This is a genomic window from Acidithiobacillus sp. TH-A36, assembly GCF_057473445.1.
Genome location: NZ_JBYCKP010000115.1, coordinates 1 through 15,570, shown reverse-complemented (window position 1 = coordinate 15,570; position 15,570 = coordinate 1). Strand labels below are relative to the sequence as shown.

The 15,570-nt window shown below is 56.8% G+C and carries 20 protein-coding genes; 5 read left to right on the top strand and 15 right to left on the bottom strand.

Annotation, left to right across the window (positions count from 1 at the left end; all coding sequences use genetic code 11):
* A partial coding sequence (locus AC2VLY_RS03320) for an MFS transporter (RefSeq protein WP_486921765.1) occupies positions 1-620 on the top strand: 620 nt, incomplete at its 5' end.
* A gap of 2 nt (positions 621-622) precedes the next feature.
* Here AC2VLY_RS03320 and AC2VLY_RS03315 read toward each other — a convergent pair.
* The 4 genes from AC2VLY_RS03315 to hemC are packed head-to-tail and all read right to left on the bottom strand — an operon-like array spanning position 623 to position 4,014.
* On the bottom strand, positions 623-1,330 hold the full coding sequence (locus AC2VLY_RS03315; RefSeq protein WP_486893751.1) for an energy transducer TonB: 708 nt from the start codon (positions 1,328-1,330) through the stop codon (positions 623-625).
* Positions 1,318-2,310, bottom strand: a complete 993-nt coding sequence (hemB, locus tag AC2VLY_RS03310) for a porphobilinogen synthase (protein ID WP_486893752.1) — start codon at positions 2,308-2,310, stop codon at positions 1,318-1,320. The genes AC2VLY_RS03315 and hemB overlap by 13 nt, the downstream gene beginning before the upstream one ends.
* Positions 2,303-3,100, bottom strand: a complete 798-nt coding sequence (locus AC2VLY_RS03305; protein WP_486893753.1) for a uroporphyrinogen-III synthase — start codon at positions 3,098-3,100, stop codon at positions 2,303-2,305. The genes hemB and AC2VLY_RS03305 overlap by 8 nt, the downstream gene beginning before the upstream one ends.
* Positions 3,097-4,014 carry a hydroxymethylbilane synthase gene (hemC, locus tag AC2VLY_RS03300; protein ID WP_486893755.1) on the bottom strand — a complete coding sequence of 306 codons (918 nt, stop codon included), beginning with the start codon at positions 4,012-4,014 and terminating at the stop codon, positions 3,097-3,099. The genes AC2VLY_RS03305 and hemC overlap by 4 nt, the downstream gene beginning before the upstream one ends.
* A 167-nt stretch (positions 4,015-4,181) precedes the next feature.
* Here hemC and pal point away from each other — a divergent pair, with 167 nt between their 5' ends.
* The 4 genes from pal to queC are packed head-to-tail and all read left to right on the top strand — an operon-like array spanning position 4,182 to position 6,931.
* Positions 4,182-4,760 (top strand): peptidoglycan-associated lipoprotein Pal, encoded by a 579-nt coding sequence (pal, locus tag AC2VLY_RS03295; RefSeq protein ID WP_193650864.1) that lies wholly within the window; start codon positions 4,182-4,184, stop codon positions 4,758-4,760.
* Positions 4,761-4,781: 21 nt separating this feature from the next.
* Positions 4,782-5,591 (top strand): tol-pal system protein YbgF, encoded by an 810-nt coding sequence (gene ybgF / locus AC2VLY_RS03290; RefSeq protein ID WP_193650863.1) that lies wholly within the window; start codon positions 4,782-4,784, stop codon positions 5,589-5,591.
* A 2-nt stretch (positions 5,592-5,593) separates the two neighbouring features.
* Positions 5,594-6,238: a 7-carboxy-7-deazaguanine synthase QueE gene (gene queE, locus AC2VLY_RS03285; RefSeq protein ID WP_486893757.1), complete on the top strand. Its 645-nt coding sequence runs from the start codon at positions 5,594-5,596 to the stop codon at positions 6,236-6,238.
* A 12-nt stretch (positions 6,239-6,250) separates the two neighbouring features.
* Positions 6,251-6,931 (top strand): 7-cyano-7-deazaguanine synthase QueC, encoded by a 681-nt coding sequence (gene queC / locus AC2VLY_RS03280; RefSeq protein ID WP_024893150.1) that lies wholly within the window; start codon positions 6,251-6,253, stop codon positions 6,929-6,931.
* 107 nt (positions 6,932-7,038) lie between these two features.
* On the opposite strand, the gene tolB is transcribed toward queC, so the two are convergent.
* From tolB to nadA, 11 genes are all read right to left on the bottom strand, one after another.
* A complete protein-coding gene (gene tolB / locus AC2VLY_RS03275) occupies positions 7,039-8,307 on the bottom strand; it encodes a Tol-Pal system beta propeller repeat protein TolB (RefSeq protein ID WP_193650861.1) in 1,269 nt (422 codons plus the stop codon).
* A complete protein-coding gene (gene tolA / locus AC2VLY_RS03270; RefSeq protein WP_486893758.1) occupies positions 8,300-9,298 on the bottom strand; it encodes a cell envelope integrity protein TolA in 999 nt (332 codons plus the stop codon). The genes tolB and tolA overlap by 8 nt, the downstream gene beginning before the upstream one ends.
* Positions 9,295-9,705: a protein TolR gene (gene tolR / locus AC2VLY_RS03265; RefSeq protein ID WP_486921764.1), complete on the bottom strand. Its 411-nt coding sequence runs from the start codon at positions 9,703-9,705 to the stop codon at positions 9,295-9,297. Before tolR ends, tolA begins: the two co-directional genes overlap by 4 nt.
* Positions 9,702-10,403, bottom strand: a complete 702-nt coding sequence (gene tolQ, locus AC2VLY_RS03260) for a protein TolQ (protein ID WP_010641044.1) — start codon at positions 10,401-10,403, stop codon at positions 9,702-9,704. Before tolQ ends, tolR begins: the two co-directional genes overlap by 4 nt.
* 6 nt (positions 10,404-10,409) lie before the next feature.
* The gene (gene ybgC, locus AC2VLY_RS03255; RefSeq protein WP_193650858.1) at positions 10,410-10,832 is read right to left on the bottom strand and encodes a tol-pal system-associated acyl-CoA thioesterase; all 423 of its coding nucleotides are present in this window, start codon (positions 10,830-10,832) and stop codon (positions 10,410-10,412) included.
* Positions 10,822-11,847: a Holliday junction branch migration DNA helicase RuvB gene (gene ruvB, locus AC2VLY_RS03250; protein ID WP_193650857.1), complete on the bottom strand. Its 1,026-nt coding sequence runs from the start codon at positions 11,845-11,847 to the stop codon at positions 10,822-10,824. Before ruvB ends, ybgC begins: the two co-directional genes overlap by 11 nt.
* 39 nt (positions 11,848-11,886) lie before the next feature.
* Entirely contained in the window at positions 11,887-12,468 is a 582-nt protein-coding gene (ruvA, locus tag AC2VLY_RS03245) for a Holliday junction branch migration protein RuvA (protein WP_193650856.1), read from the bottom strand.
* A gap of 21 nt (positions 12,469-12,489) precedes the next feature.
* A complete protein-coding gene (gene ruvC / locus AC2VLY_RS03240) occupies positions 12,490-12,990 on the bottom strand; it encodes a crossover junction endodeoxyribonuclease RuvC (RefSeq protein WP_486893051.1) in 501 nt (166 codons plus the stop codon).
* 26 nt (positions 12,991-13,016) lie between these two features.
* Complete coding sequence (locus AC2VLY_RS03235; RefSeq protein ID WP_486893050.1) at positions 13,017-13,769, bottom strand: YebC/PmpR family DNA-binding transcriptional regulator; 753 nt, start codon at positions 13,767-13,769, stop codon at positions 13,017-13,019.
* A 75-nt stretch (positions 13,770-13,844) separates the two neighbouring features.
* On the bottom strand, positions 13,845-14,459 hold the full coding sequence (locus tag AC2VLY_RS03230; protein WP_193650854.1) for a lysophospholipid acyltransferase family protein: 615 nt from the start codon (positions 14,457-14,459) through the stop codon (positions 13,845-13,847).
* Positions 14,460-14,467: 8 nt separating this feature from the next.
* Positions 14,468-15,570, bottom strand: a 1,103-nt coding sequence (gene nadA, locus AC2VLY_RS03225; RefSeq protein ID WP_486921763.1) for a quinolinate synthase NadA, incomplete at its 5' end; no start/stop codon positions are given.

Here is a 15,570-nt window from a genome sequence, read left to right as displayed (position 1 = left end):
TCCGTAAGGCCTGGTTACGACGCCTTTTTCTCAGCGTTTTCCCCTGGTTTTGTCTGGACGTGGTCGGCCTCGGGATTGGTCTCTATTTCCCCATGGTTCTGCGTGAAAATGGTCTGGCCAGCAGTAATGCCGCTGCAGCAGCCATCAATGCGGCTTTTCTGATCATTTCGGCCCTTGGAATTGTTTTCATTGTCTCCCGTCTGGATCGCTGGGGACGCATTCCCCTGCAAAGTGCGGGTTTTGGTCTGATGTCCCTGGGGCTGGCCGTATTTGCGCTCTGCTCCTGGAACCATTGGATTATGGGCGTGTATCTGGCCGCTGCCGTATATTCTTTCGGGGTGGGTATTGGTCCCGGCGTCACCGTATTTGCTCTGGCAGTGGAAATATTCCCCACCGAATTGCGGGCCAGCGCCGCTGGTCTGGCAACGGCCCTGTCGCGGCTGGGGGCCTTCTTTTCCGCCGTACTGTTTCCGATTTTTGAAAAAAGCTGGGGAATTCCTCTGGTGCTGGTAGTTATGTCGGTTGTTGCCCTGCTCGGCTTGCTGGCCACCCTGATTTATGGCGTGGAATCGCGTATGAAAAGCCTGGAGGAACTGGAAAACCTGCCCGCTAAAAACTGAAGCTACTCAAAACTCCAGGTGCGGACGATACGCAAAGGCGTCGGCGGGGATTGCCACAGAGCCGGTAAGGCTGCAAAAGGTACCGCAGCGCGAATAAGGGTTTCCACTGCGTCCACCAGGGCAACATTGTGTGAGCCCTGCAACATGGAAATTTCCAATAAATGTCCATTTGGAGCAATGGTTACTGCCACAACCACCCGTCCTTGCGGCAACGGCCCATGCCCCGGTGCAAACAGCTTTTTCTGGGCGAGCGCCATGATGCGTCCTTCCCAGTTTTTCAGATAGAAGTTATAGGCAGCCTGTCGCTCTGCCGAGGAAACGGCTGGCATTGCCTTATGCGTCACGGCATCTACATCCACCTGGGGACGCGACACGCGCGGATCTACCGGGGCACTGATCCGGGGCTGATGAAAAGTGGGAGTCAGGGAAATTTCCACCAACGAGGTAACCGGATTTTTTTTGGCCAGGGGTGCTGCCAGACCCAATAACAGATACATCCAGACCAGCAAATTGACAAACAACGAAAACAACAGCCAGGGAAACAACTGGTCCATATCACTGGCGCGCAACCGGAAAATCCGGCCAATGGCGATAATGCCTACTGCACCATACCAGCGCAGGAGAAATAACCCATCTTCAAGTAGACTCTCAGATTTTCTCTGGCGAATATTCCGGCCAGGAGGCGTTGAGGACGCTTTTACTCCAGCCATTCCGCCGCATCCAGGGCGTAATAAGTAATAATGGCGTCTGCCCCGGCGCGTTTCATGCCCAGTAAGGATTCCAGCACACTGCGCTGTAAATCCAGCCATCCCGCCCGCGCGGCTGCCTGCAACATGCTGTATTCTCCCGACACCTGATAAGTCAGCACCGGCAGATCACAGCGCTCGCGCAAATCCCGCACCAGATCCAGATACGGCATGGCGGGCTTGACCATGACCATGTCGCAACCTTCAGCAATATCCAGATCCATTTCGCGGAAAGCTTCGCGGCGGTTGCCTGGGTCCATCTGATAGGCGCGACGATCGCCAAACTGGGGGGCACTGTCGGCTGCATCCCGGAACGGCCCGTAATAGGCGCTGGCATACTTGACCGCATAGGACAAAATACTGACCTCGGAATGACAGGCAGCATCCAGCGCCTCACGGATGGCCGTCACCATGCCATCCACCATGCCCGATGGCGCCACCACATGCACACCCGCCTCGGCATAGGAAAGGGCCTGACGCTGCAGGTTTTCCAGAGTCGCATTATCATCGCGATCGCCTTCGGCATTGAGAACACCGCAATGGCCATGATCGGTGTATTCACAAAAACAGGCGTCTGCTATGACCAGCAGATCGGGGTAGGCAGCGCGGATGGCGCGGGTGGCTTTTTGCACCAAACCCTCGCTATCCCAGGAGGCAGAGCCGCAGGCATCCTTGCAGCCTTCAGCAATTACACCAAACAACAGAACCGCCGAGATACCCCGGGAGACCGCTTCCGCGCAAAGCTTCAGGGCTGAATCAATACTATGGCGAAACACCCCGGGCATGGAAATAATATCGCTGCGGATTCCTTCTCCTTCCACCAGGAAAATGGGCAGGATGAAATCCGCTGGCGTCAGCTGATTTTCCTGCAGCATGGCGCGCATGGCCGGATGGCGGCGCAAACGCCGGGGAGAATGTCGTAAGGAAAGATTATTGTTAGACATCGGCAACCTGCTCCCGGCTTTTTGCCCAGACTTCCAGAGCCGCCATAATCCCTTCGGTACTGGCTTCTTCGGCTACCCAGGGGTCCGGTAAACCCACCGCAGTAATGGCTTCTGCGGTGAGCGGGCTGATGGCAATCAGGGGGGTATTTTTCAACCAGCGCTGGCCGAGCCCGCCAATCATTTGGTAAAAGTTATTGAAAATTTCGGGACTGGTCAGGGTAACGGCATGCAGTTCACCACGGGCCCAGGCGTGCAGGAGAGGGGTTGGATTGGCACCCGGCAGGGTGCGGCGATAACACAGGACCTTGTCCACTTGCGCACCACGTTCGCCCAGCACCTTTTCCAGCAATTCCCGACCCTGATCGCCGACAAAAAGGGCGACGTGGCTGCCCTGCATTTCCGCCAGTTCGGCGCTGTTAAGCAAACCCTCAGAGCTGAATTTTTTGGGTACCAGATCCACTTGCAGGCCAAATTCCCGAAGAGCCTTGGCAGTTTCCCGCCCTACCGCTGCAATGCGCGGCCCCTGGGGCCAGATTAAATTCCGGCTTTGCAGACGACTCAGGGCAAAAGCCACCGCATTGCGGCTGGTAAAAATCACCCAGTCGAATGTATCCAGCCGATGCAGGGCGTCATCCAGAGACTGCCAGTTTTCCGGTGCTTCAATTTGTACTGCCGGAAACAGAATCGGCCGCGCAGCAGCCGCTTTCAGCGCTTCCACCAGATCTCCTGCCTGATCGCGGGGACGGGTAACCACCACCCCTTTGTTCTGTAGTAATCCACTACTCATCATGTCTGAATTTCCTTGATAATTGCGGCAGCACCCTGGGCCAGTAGCTGGTCAGCCACCTCCCGGCCCAGCGCCACCGGATCAGTACCACTGGCTTCTGCCCGCAGCAGGCGGGAACCATCAGGACTGGCTACCAGCCCACGCAGGAACAACATTTGTCCCTGCCATTCTGCCAGTGCCGCAACCGGCAAGCGGCAATCTCCACCCAGAATCCGGTTCATGCTGCGCTCCGCCAACACACACTGCCAGGTAGGCTGATCCATCAAGGGCTGCAATAACTCCCTTGTTGCCATATCGTCTGTGCGGATTTCAATGCCTACCGCGCCTTGCCCCACTGCAGGCAAGGACTGCCCAACCGGAATGGCGTAGGTAATCCGTTCATGAAGCTGCAAACGTTTCAGACCCGCCACAGCCAGGATAATCGCCGAATATTGGCCTTCGTCCAGCTTGCGCAGCCGGGTAGCTACATTACCCCGTAAATCATTCACCTGTAGTTGCGGATATTTTTGCAATAATTGTGCGCGGCGCCGCAAGCTGGAACTCCCCACTCTGGCGTCCGGCGCAAGTTCCTCCGGATGGTGGACCGTGTTGCTGACGAAGGCATCGCGGACATCCTCCCGCGCCATGATGGCCGCAATTTCCAGGCCCTCCGGCTGCAGGGCTGGCACATCCTTCATGGAATGCACGGCAATATCCACCTGGCGCGCCAGTAACGCTTCTTCTATTTCCTTGACGAACAGCCCTTTGCCACCCAGGGAATGCAAGGGCGCGTCCAGCAGCACGTCCCCACTGGTGCTCATGCGGATGATTTCCACCTGAACATCCGGATGGGCGGCATGCAGGGCATCCCGGACATGCTCAGCCTGCCAGACAGCGAGAGGACTGGCGCGGGTACCAATTCGAATAAGCGGCATCATGGCGGGATAATCATCCTGGAATAACACAAAAAAGCAGGAACCAGACCCCTTGGCAGGGCAACTTTTCCCGTCAAGGATAATGATGTTTGAGCAAAGCAGCAAATAACATTGAAATACTCTTTAACTACAAGATACAATCGCTGCAAATTTAACAGGAGCTCGAAAACATGCGTCACCATCAAATCTGGATAGCCGTTGCAATGACTGGTGCCCTGGCACTGACGGGCTGCGCCCATAATGTAGGTAGTGGCAAACCCAGCACTGTGGGTGCTGTGGCTCCGGTCAATTCCGCTGCCACTGCGGGTTACAATGGCGCAGGCGTCAATAGTCAGGATCTGAATGCCAATGGCCCCATCGGCGGCGGCAACAGCGGCCTGACCGCTGCTGAACTGGCTGCCCTGCCGCAGCATTTGCGTGTGCATTTCGGCTTCAATAGCGAAAGCATGGACGCCCACGCCCAACAGATTGCTACCCAGAACGCCCAGTTCATGGTTAACCACTCCCATGTCAAGGTCCGCCTGGAAGGTAATACCGATGACCGGGGCACCCAGGAATACAATCTTGCCCTCGGTGAACGCCGCGCAGAAACCGTGAAGCAGTTCCTGGAAGCTCAGGGAGTCAACGCCGCGCGCATCAGCACCGTGAGCTTCGGCAAGGATAATCCCCTCTGCACCACCAACGATGCCGAATGCTGGGCAAAAAATCGCCGCGTTGATTTTGTGTATAGTGGTGGCTACAACGGCTAAACAGCCAAGGAGTATATGTTGATGAAACGCTGGCAATTACTGCCTGTTCTACCGTTGTTGTGCCTGAGCCCGTTTGCCCAGGCAGAATCCACGAGTGACCGGGTCCTCCAGCTTCAACAGCAAATGGCGGTCATGCAGGGCGAGTTGAGCAGTCTCGTTGCAGTTCAGCAAGCGGATAAAGGCTCACAAAGCGCTCTGGCCAGCCTGCTTCAGCGTACTCAACGTCTGGAGCAGGAGGTTCGCAATCTGCGTGGGGAAGTAGATACCAAAACCCATGACCTGCAGACAGAACAGCAAGCTACGGCCAGCAAGGTGCAGGCCCTGGCCGCACAACTTGCCGTAGCTACTCCAGCAACCGGCATAACCGCCAGCACCAGCAGCGTGCTGACCAGCACGCCTGCGGCAGCGGTGGCCAGTGCGGCCAGCAATACGTCCGCACCGTCCATTCAAGGACTGGGGCAAGCTGATTACCAGCATGCCTTCAATTTTCTGCGGGATGGAAAATATGGAGATGCCGTCACTGGCCTGCAGGGTTTCATCCAGAAATATCCACAAAGCAGTCTGGTGCCGGATGCCTATTACTGGTTGGGCCAAGCCCAGTACGTACTAGGGCAAAATGATGCGGCCCTGAAAAGCCTTTATGTGGTGCCTACCCGTTTCAGTCAGAGCAGCAAGGCTCCCGAAGCCATGTTACGCATGGCCGAGATTTATCAGGCCATCGGCAAAAAGAACCAGGCAACCGTGGTTCTTAATAAGATCCTCAAACAATATCCCAGCACCCCGTCAGCACAAAAAGCGGAAGCACAGTTACAGGCTTTGCCGTCTCAGTAAGGATGGACGAACGGCTTCGCATCACTGAAATCTTTCATAGTCTGCAAGGGGAAACCCGCAGCGTAGGCCGGCCTGCAACTTTTGTGAGGCTGACCGGCTGCCCCCTGCGTTGTCAGTACTGTGATACGGCCTATGCGTTTCATGGTGGTGAATGGCAGACTCTGGATGCCATCATGGATGCGGTGCGGGCAGGTGGTAATCGTCTGGTCATCGTTACAGGTGGCGAGCCTCTCGCCCAGCATGATGTTTTGCCGCTCATGACCCGGCTTTGCGACTCCGGCTACGAAGTTTTTCTGGAAACCAGCGGTGCCCTATCCGTCGAAGCAGTAGACCCCCGTGTTATCAAAGTGCTTGACCTCAAAACGCCGGATTCTGGCGAGTCAGACCGTAACCTTTGGGAAAACTTAGTCCGGCTGAATGCCCAGGATCAAATCAAGTTTGTCATTTGCAGTCGCCGGGATTATGACTGGGCCAAGGAAGTTCTGGCGCGGGAAGACCTGAGCCAGATCTGCGAGGTTTTGTTTTCCCCTTCCCAGGGAGAAATGCCGCTCCGTGACCTGGCCGACTGGATACTCACCGACCAGCTTCCGGTGCGCCTCCAGATTCAACTGCACAAACTCATTTGGGGCGATGTCCCGGGACGCTGAATGGTGCCAGACATGATTGAAACAAAACCTGCCATTGTGCTGCTTTCCGGCGGCCTCGACTCCGCCACGGTCATGGCGCTGATGCGTCGCGATGGTTATGCCATTCATGCCATGTCCTTTGATTATGGCCAACGCCACAAGCAGGAACTGCATTACGCCGGACTGGTGGCACAGGCTATGGGGGTGGCCAGTCATCGCACCGTGCATATTGATCTGGCCGCGTTTGGCGGTTCGGCCCTGACGGATGCCCAGCTTGCGGTACCCGAAAGTGGTATCGCTCCCGGCATTCCCATTACCTATGTCCCGGCGCGGAACACCATATTTTTATCTTTTGCCCTGGCCCTGGCTGAAGTAACGGGGGCACAGGATATTTTCATCGGGGTCAACAGCCAGGATTACAGCGGTTATCCTGACTGCCGTCCGGAATTCATCAGCGCCTTTGAGAAACTGGCCCAGGTAGCTACCCGCCTCGGCGACGAATCCAGAGGACCGCGTATTCACGCGCCTCTCCAGTATCTCGACAAAAGCGAAATCATCCAGTTGGGAACCCAATTAGGCGTCGATTACGGTTTGACCCGCTCCTGTTATCAGCTCGATGACCAGGGCCGATCCTGCGGCCGCTGCGACAGTTGCCGCCTGCGCCACGCCGGATTCCTGAGCGCCGGAATTGCTGATCCTACGCCTTATCAATAAGACGGGCCGTACTGTGGCTGGCGTAGTCCCGAAATAAATACGCTCATTTCGTCCATTGGACGGCTCCTTAGCCAAGTCACGGCTCTGACACAGAGTGCCGGTTTCGTCTACCGAGACCAGGCGGGCTGGCTGTCCTGACCGACGTCACTGTGCAATATGGCCATGGTTTTACCATCCAGACTGACTTCTGCCAAAACCTTGCGGCCACCCCGATGGGTGCCATACAAAATCATCTGACCATTACCCGCGAAACTCGGATGATCGCAGTTGCCCTGGGCATCCAGCACCCGCAGGTCGCTGCCGTTGGGATCCATCACGGCCAAGGCATAAACACCATCCGTGCGATGAATAAAGGCGATGGCATTTCCCGTGGGTGAATATTCGGGTCCGGCATTATAGCCACCGCTGTAAGTCAGGCGATGAATGTTGCCCCCATTGGCATTCATGGCATAAATCTGCGGCCCACCCGCGCGATCCGAAACAAACACAATCTGACTGCCATTGGGTGACCAGGTGGGAGAGGTGTTGATGGCATCATCACTGGTCAGTTGACGCCGCTGCCCGGTCTGCAGATTGGCCACATACAGCTCGGTATGTCCGCCCGAGGAACGCGCGTAGGCAATTTCCTGACCATTGGGTGAAAAAGCCGGAGCGCTGACAATTTCACCACCCGGCGCGATGGATTGGCGTTTTCCCGTCGCCAGATCCTGCACGTAAATGATGGCGCGGGCATTGGCGTAGGTGACATAAGCCAGACGGTGATTGTTGGGTGACCAGACCGGCGAAAATACCGGCATGATGCCCCGAACAATGGGATGCGGATTCCAGCCATCTGATTCAGCCACCAGCAATTCATAGGTATTACCGGTCTGCCGCACATAGGCAATACGGCTGGCAAAGGGACCGGGTTTTCCGGTGAAAGCCTGATAAATGACATCGGCGACATGATGCGCAGTCATATGCAATTCAGCGGCCGAACAGGTGAAACGCCGCGCCGTCAACTCCTGCCCGGTGCTGACATTGTACACATAGACACTGACCGCATAACCACCATTCAGGGGCTGCACTGAACCCACCGCAAGGCCGGTAGCGCCCACGGCAGTCCATTCGGAAGCTTTGACGGCTCCCGGGGCGCGGGGATCACTGGGATAACCCGCTGGCTCAATCACCCGAAACAAACCACTGTGGCGCAAATCATTGCGCACCACATCGGCTACTGAAGGCTGTCCCGCCACGCCCGGACCAAAAGAAGGTATGGCAATGGGCAGGGCCGAAGCCACACTTTTGGTGATTTCTACGGTGAGTGCGGCCTGGGCGGGCAACACAAATGCTGAAGCCAGCAGAAACAGGGCCAAAGCCCAGAAGCGTTTAGCCATGATTGAGATCCTCCGCGTTCATTTTGAGGTTAATAGGTGTATTAAAGGCTGAATAAGGCAAACCGATCGGGGGAACAAAAGGCGCAGCTGCTTCCACAGCAGCAATCACCAAATGATCGAAGTGGGCATCGCCACTGGATCTAATAACGACAGGGGTGCCTAGCAGTTGTCCCTGGGGTCCAAGGCGTATCTGTATTTCACAAGCAAGAGCCGAAGAAGACACCGGAACCCAACGCTCCGACACCTGGGTTTTTATGGTGTTTATCAGCATACCTATCATCCGCTGATTTTCCGAGGCCTGCTGGGCGCGGGCAGCAGCCATGTTGGCTTCAGCCTGCAACTTGGCTTTTGCTTCGGCCATGCGCTGCTGCAAGGCTTTGGCGCGTGCGGCAGCCGCTGCTTGGGCCGCCTGGGCCGCCAGTTGTTTTTTGAGTTCTGCAGCGCGGGCCGCCGCCGCTTTTTCCTCGGCAGCTTTAGCCGCAGCCTGCTGCGCGGCTTTCTCCTGAGCAGACTTTTCCTGAGCGGCTTTTTCGGCCGCAGCCTTGGCTTCTTGAGCGGCTTTTTGCCGTGCGGCCAGCTCTTCGGCATGCTTTTCCTGCTCCGCGCGTGCCGCCGTAATTTGTGCCGCCTTCTGTCTGGCCGCTTTTTCAGCCTTTACCGCTTGTTCAGCGGCAATTTGCGCTGCAGTAGGCGGGGGCGGCGTCACCGGTTTGGGTGCCGGCTTGGGAACAGGCTTGGGAGTTGGCTTAGGAACAGGAACTGGTTTAGGCACTGGTTTGGGTGCCGGCTGAGGGGTGGGCGCCGGTTGCGGAACCGGGGCAGGTGCGGGCATAGCGGCCGCAGGCATACTGCTGCTCAGCTGGGCCTGCATGGGTTTGTTGCCACTACTCGGTGGCATCTGCACATGAAAAGTCCAGAACAGGGCAAACAGTATGGCCGCATTGAGAATAATGGCCAGCAGCAAAGGCCAAAAAGACTGACGCTCTTTCAATGGCCCTCCGGGCGGGTCAGCAGGCCGACATGGGAAATACCGGCTTCCTGCAGCCGTGCCATCACGGCCATGACCTTGCCATAATCCACATGGGCATCACCACCTACCAGTACCTGCACCTGACCGTGACTGGAAGCGGCAATATGGCGCACATCCGTAGCCAGATCATCCAGCGCTACCGAACTGTGACTGCCTTTGAACTGCACGGAAATGGTCCCTTGCCGCGTTACGGAAATCAGCACCGGCGGGGTTTTGTCGGAGACGGGTTTAGTGACACCCTTAGGCAGATTCACATTCACACCCTGGGTCAGGAGTGGCGCCGAGAGCATAAAAATCACCAACAGCACCAAGGTCACGTCGATATAGGGAACGACGTTCATTTCCGCCATCAAACGCCTTCTTTTCATGGCTTGGTCTCGGGTACCTGACGATGCAGGATGTTGGTGAACTCATCCATGAACACCTCATACTGGGCATCCAGCTTGTCCAGTTTGTGAATGTAGCGGTTGTAGGCAGCCGTTGCCGGAATGGCCGCAAAAAGACCAGCCGCCGTAGCAATGAGGGCTTCGGCAACCGGGGGGGCGACGGTCGCCAGGGTGGCCTGCCCTGCGACACCAATATGCATGAAAGCGGTCATGATGCCCCAGACGGTGCCCAACAAACCAACGAAGGGGCTGACAGAAGACACCGAGGCCAGAAAAGCCAGACGATTTTCCAGACGGCCCACCTCGCGCATTTGGGCCACACGCATGGCGCGGCGGGCGGCATCGAGGGCATCACTGGGACGAATTTTGCCGCGCTGCCGCTGAAATTCTTCATAACCCGCACAGAAAATACTGCCGGCTCCGGTTTCCAGATTGGTGTTGCCGGAAACATGCTGATAAATCTGGCTCATTTCACCGCCGCTCCAGAAGCGTTTCTCGAAACGGGTCAGGGCCTTGAAAGCACCAGCAAATACCGCCCATTTTTCAAAAATGATAGTCCAGGAAGCAATGGAGGCGATGACCAAAAGTACCAGTATGATCTGGACAACAGGGCTGGCATTCAGAACCAGATGGGCTACGGAAAGAGAAGCTGCGGGATGGGTGACAGTTTGGGGATCCATAAAATCTCACGGGTGAACACTGAGGGGAAAGGCCTGCAGAAGTTCTGCAGGAATGACGTGGGGACGAAAAGTCTCGGCTTCCAGGCAGACCACTTCCACCTCGCCACTGCACAAGTGCTTTTCTTTCACCGAAATATGTTGTTGAAAATTCATACGAACCGGGGTCTTGTGAATGATGGCCGATTTTATCTGAAGCAGGTCATTAAAACGAGCCGGGGCACGGAAATCCAGATGCGCCCGCCGCACCACAAAAAGAATGCCGGGATCGCGTTCCAGTTCATCCAGTTCATATCCTTTTTCGCGCAGCATTTCGGTACGGGCGCGCTCCATGAAGCGTAAGTAGTTGGCATGATACACCACCCCGCCATGATCCGTATCTTCATAATAAACGCGGACCTGAAACACGCTGTCATCCGTATCAGAGTGCATCGAAAAGCCCCCCGCCAGCCTTGGGTTGCGGTAAACCCAACGCCAGATAACTCAGCTCGGTAGCGCAGCGTCCACGCGGCGTACGGATCAGGTAACCACGCTGAATCAGGAAAGGTTCCAGCACATCTTCGATGGTTCCGCGCTCTTCACCAATGGCTGCGGCCAGACTTTCCACCCCCACCGGACCCCCGGCAAAACGCCCGATGACGGCTTGCAGCAGCTTACGATCCTGACCGTCAAAACCATGCTGGTCGACTTCCATCAAGGTCAGCGCAGCCTCTGCAGTGCCTTGATCAATTTCCCCGTTGCCCCGTACCTGGGCAAAATCCCGCACCCGCCGCAGCAGGCGGTTGGCAATGCGCGGGGTTCCCCGGGCACGCCGGGCAATTTCCTGGGCACCCCGTAAATCCTGGGTAGTCCCCAGAATATTGGCCGAACGGGTCACAATCTGGGTCAATTCTGCATCACTGTAAAATTCCAGATGAAAACTGATGCCAAATCGGTCACGTAATGGCGAGGTGAGCAAGCCCGCCCGGGTGGTGGCCCCGATCAGGGTGAAGGGCGGCAGGCTGATTTTAATGGAACGGGCGGCAGGGCCCTCACCAATCAAAATATCCAGCTCGTAATCTTCCAGCGCCGGATAGAGAATTTCTTCGACCACTGGGCTGAGTCGATGAATTTCATCGACAAATAATACATCATGGGGTTGCAGATTGGTCAAAATGGCGGCCAGATCTCCCGGCTTATCGAGAACCGGTCCCGAGGTGACTTTCAGGCCCGCACCCATTTCCTGGGCAATAATGTGCGCGAGGGTGGTTTTTCCAAGGCCGGGGGGGCCGAAGAGCAGGACATGGTCCAGGGCTTCAGCACGGCCCTTGGCCGCATCAATATAAAGACTGAGGGATTCGCGGAGTCGCGCCTGACCAATATAATCCGCCAGCAAACGCGGGCGCAGGGCACGATCCACTGCGTCGCAGTGGATTTCCTGGGGATTGAGAGGGCCTCTGTCCATCATGGGGTTGTGACCATCGCGATGCTGGCGGGTTCCATAAAATCAATGGCGTGAAAGTTGTTGCAAAGCCTGACGGATCAGGTCTTCAAGACTCAATCCATCGCCCAGGTTACCAATCGTCTGACTGGCCTGTGCAGGCTTATACCCTAATGTCAGGAGTGCTGCAACAGCTTCCTGGCGCGGATCACCCGACACGGCTTTGCTGGTAGGCAACGTGCTGATTCCACCCATTTTATCGCGCAGCTCGACCACCAGTCTTTCTGCGGTTTTCGGACCAATACCGGGAATGGCCGTCAGCTGTGCCACATTGCCTTCCGCCACCGCTTGACCGAGCTTTTCTGCCGGCAGACCCGAGAGGCAGGCCAGTGCCACTTTGCCACCAATACCGTTAACGCGAATCAACAGACGAAAAGTATCGCGCTCAGCCACGCTCATAAATCCATAGAGCAGATGGGCATCTTCGCGAATGGTCAGATGGGTATGCACCAACAGGGTTTCGCCCGCGTCTGCCATCTGGTAGAAGCTGGACAGGGGCATTTCCAGCTCATAACCCACCCCCTGGACCTCCAGCCAGAGCCAGGGTGGACGCTTCTGCAGAATGATCCCGCGCAATGAGGTAATCATGGGCGTCCTCTTTCCAAAAAATCAGACATGGCCAGCCGCCTGCCAACGCTGTTGAGTCCGGGCATGATGGGCATGACAAATGGCACAGGCCAGGGCGTCAGCCGCATCGGCCTGAGGATTTTTATCCAGATGAAGCAGCCAGCGCACCATGCTCTGAACTTGCGCCTTGTCTGCATGTCCAGCTCCCACCGACGCTTTTTTGATTTGCAGGGCGGTGTATTCTTCTACCGGCAGCCCCGCTTCCAGCAGTGCCACCAGAGCCGCACCCCGGGCCTGGCCCAGTTTCAGGGCAGAATCCGCATTGCGGGCCATGAAAACCTGCTCAATGGCTGCCGTATCGGGTCGATGCTCGGTCAACACCTGCGCCAGATCCCGGTAGATGGCACCGATGCGCTCCAGAAACGGCCGGCCAGCCACATTCAGGCAGCCATGAGCCACATGCCGCAACTCGCCACGCGCATCCGACTCGATGATGCCATAGCCGGTGCGCAGAGAGCCTGGATCAATACCGATGATGCGCAAGGCCGTTTCCGATTGGACTGGAAAATTCAGGATGCTGCTTCCAGGCGGGCCATTTCCTCATCGCTGATTTCATAGTTGGCGTACACATTTTGCACGTCATCATTTTCTTCCAGAAAGTCGATGAGACGCAGCAGTTTTTCTGCCTCTTCTCCACTCACCTCAATCGTGTTTTCCGGAATCATGGTCAATTCACTTTCTTCCGGCTGCAAACCGGCGGCTTCCAGTGCCAGGGCCACACTATGCAAGTCCGTGGCCGCCGTATAGACGACGATGCGCTCGCCTTCATTGACCACGTCTTCGGCCCCTGCTTCCAGCGCCGCTTCGAGAATTTTGTCTTCATCAGCATCACCGGGAAAAACAATTAGTCCCAGCTTTTTGAACTGATAGGCAACGGAACCGGCGGTTCCCATATTACCGCCGCGTTTGGAGAATATATGGCGGATTTCCGCAACGGTACGGACCTTGTTGTCGGTCATGGTCTCAATCAGAATGGCCACACCCGCAGGGCCGTAACCCTCGTAGGTCACTTCCTCGTAATCCACGCCTTCCAGCTCGCCCGTACCGCGTTTGACGGCGCGCTCAATGGTGTCTTTGGTCATGTTGGCCCCATAGGCCTTGTCCAGAGCCAGGCGCAGTCGGGAATTACTGCCCGGATCTCCGCCCCCGGCGCGCGCCGCAACGGTAATTTCACGAATCAGACGGGTAAATATTTTACCCCGCTTGGCGTCTTTCAGTGCCTTCTTGAATTTGATGGTGGACCATTTACTATGCCCGGACATAACCCACTCCTTGCTTACATAACTGACTTATTCTGGTGAAATATCGGCCATGATAACGCAAAGGCAAGGATGCCGTCATGCGAGTGTGGCAATGGCACTCATGGTCGCCCCCATGACTTCGGCGGCGTCAGCATCACGATGAAAATGCAGGGGCACCCCATAGCGTAACAGGGGATGCTGGCGCCGCAGCCAGGTCTGCAAGTCAGAAGCGGCCTGCCGGGCGCCGCCGACATGAGCCGGCACCACCGGCGCGGCACTTTCGCGCACCAGCCAGGCAACCCCTTTCCGGGTTTCCGAGCGATTGATGCCGCCTTCGGGAAAAATGCCGAGCACCCGACCCTCTTCAAGAACATGGCGGGCCTGCAACAGCGCCCGCACATCGCGACGATCCCGACGCACCGGAATGCTGTAGGTTTGCTCCAGCAACTGGCGCATCAATGGATTGTCGTAGTATTCCCGGGCCACCAGAAAGGACACCACGCGCTGGTTGCTGGCGACCAGCAGCAGGGGATCCAGCACCGACACATGATTACACACCAGAATCGCCGCGCCCTCGGCCGGTACGGTACTGTGCTCCCAATGCGCGCCCTGATAAAAGCGCACATAGGCAGTCAGCAGACGATGCAGATTGCGTTGGGTCAGCGACCATTCGCCCATCACATCAGCCGGCTGCGCAGCAACAGAGGACATGGCGGCCGTCAGGACACCGTCAGCATGCGTTCCAGGGCCAGACGCGCCTGGTCCGCCGTTTCCGGCTCGACCTGAATCCGGTTGCGCACCTGCCCTTCCAGAAGATTTTCCAAGGAGATAGCCAGCTGCTCGGGATCAATGCGGAACATGGTGGAACACATGCACACCATGGGCGACATGAATTCCACACTTTTCCCTTCCGCCCGTACTTCATCAGCCAGACGGGTCACCAGATTGATTTCGGTGCCTACCAGCCATTCACTGCCAGCGGGAGAAGCTTTGACCGTACGCAAAATAAAATCCGTAGACCCGACTGCATCGGACATCTGACAGACTTCAAAGGCTGACTCGGGATGGGCGATGACCTGTCCCCGGGGGTGTTCCCGGCGCCAGCGCTCAATATGCGCAGGCTGGAACATCTGGTGCACGGAGCAATGCCCCTTCCAGAGCAGAATCCGGGCACGGCGAATTTCCTCGGGCGTCAAGCCGCCCAGGGGTAGCGCCGGATCCCAAACCGGCATATCCCGCAAGGGGATATTCAACTGGTGCCCGGTCCAGCGGCCGAGATGCTGATCCGGGAAAAACAAGGCCTTGGGCCGTTGCTGAAAAGACCATTCGAGCACCTTGCGGGCATTGGAAGACGTACAGACCGTACCACCATGCACCCCGCAAAAGGCCTTGATGGCAGCTGATGAGTTCACATAGGTGACCGGAGTGATTTCCGTCTCCACGTCCAGCACCGTCGCGAGTTCGTCCCAGGCGCGTTGGACCTGCGGAATATCAGCCATGTCGGCCATGGAACAACCGGCGTTCAGGTCGGGCAGAATGCTGGCCTGATCAGGACGGCTGAGAATATCCGCCACTTCGGCCATGAAGTGCACACCGCAAAAAACAATGAATTCCGCTTCCTGCCCGGCTGCCGCCCGGGATAGCTGCAGGGAATCCCCATGGAAATCGGCATGACGATAGACTTCTTCGCGCTGGTAATGGTGCCCGAGAATAACCGCACGCTTTCCCAAAGCGGCTTTTGCCCGGCGAATGCGGGTATCCAGGTCGGCCGCTTCACTGCGCCGCAACCCCTGCACCATCACTGTCTCTACACCCATAACCA

What these genes read in the sequence shown, in the direction of transcription:
- AC2VLY_RS03315 (WP_486893751.1), bottom strand. Translation starts at nt 1,330, where the DNA reads ATGGCTGGAGTAAAAGCGTCCTCAACGCCTCCTGGCCGGAATATTCGC.
- hemB (WP_486893752.1), bottom strand. Translation starts at nt 2,310, where the DNA reads ATGTCTAACAATAATCTTTCCTTACGACATTCTCCCCGGCGTTTGCGC.
- AC2VLY_RS03305 (WP_486893753.1), bottom strand. Translation starts at nt 3,100, where the DNA reads ATGATGAGTAGTGGATTACTACAGAACAAAGGGGTGGTGGTTACCCGT.
- hemC (WP_486893755.1), bottom strand. Translation starts at nt 4,014, where the DNA reads ATGATGCCGCTTATTCGAATTGGTACCCGCGCCAGTCCTCTCGCTGTC.
- pal (WP_193650864.1), top strand. Translation starts at nt 4,182, where the DNA reads ATGCGTCACCATCAAATCTGGATAGCCGTTGCAATGACTGGTGCCCTG.
- ybgF (WP_193650863.1), top strand. Translation starts at nt 4,782, where the DNA reads ATGAAACGCTGGCAATTACTGCCTGTTCTACCGTTGTTGTGCCTGAGC.
- queE (WP_486893757.1), top strand. Translation starts at nt 5,594, where the DNA reads ATGGACGAACGGCTTCGCATCACTGAAATCTTTCATAGTCTGCAAGGG.
- queC (WP_024893150.1), top strand. Translation starts at nt 6,251, where the DNA reads ATGATTGAAACAAAACCTGCCATTGTGCTGCTTTCCGGCGGCCTCGAC.
- tolB (WP_193650861.1), bottom strand. Translation starts at nt 8,307, where the DNA reads ATGGCTAAACGCTTCTGGGCTTTGGCCCTGTTTCTGCTGGCTTCAGCA.
- tolR (WP_486921764.1), bottom strand. Translation starts at nt 9,705, where the DNA reads ATGAAAAGAAGGCGTTTGATGGCGGAAATGAACGTCGTTCCCTATATC.
- tolQ (WP_010641044.1), bottom strand. Translation starts at nt 10,403, where the DNA reads ATGGATCCCCAAACTGTCACCCATCCCGCAGCTTCTCTTTCCGTAGCC.
- ybgC (WP_193650858.1), bottom strand. Translation starts at nt 10,832, where the DNA reads ATGCACTCTGATACGGATGACAGCGTGTTTCAGGTCCGCGTTTATTAT.
- ruvB (WP_193650857.1), bottom strand. Translation starts at nt 11,847, where the DNA reads ATGATGGACAGAGGCCCTCTCAATCCCCAGGAAATCCACTGCGACGCA.
- ruvA (WP_193650856.1), bottom strand. Translation starts at nt 12,468, where the DNA reads ATGATTACCTCATTGCGCGGGATCATTCTGCAGAAGCGTCCACCCTGG.
- AC2VLY_RS03235 (WP_486893050.1), bottom strand. Translation starts at nt 13,769, where the DNA reads ATGTCCGGGCATAGTAAATGGTCCACCATCAAATTCAAGAAGGCACTG.
- AC2VLY_RS03230 (WP_193650854.1), bottom strand. Translation starts at nt 14,459, where the DNA reads ATGTCCTCTGTTGCTGCGCAGCCGGCTGATGTGATGGGCGAATGGTCG.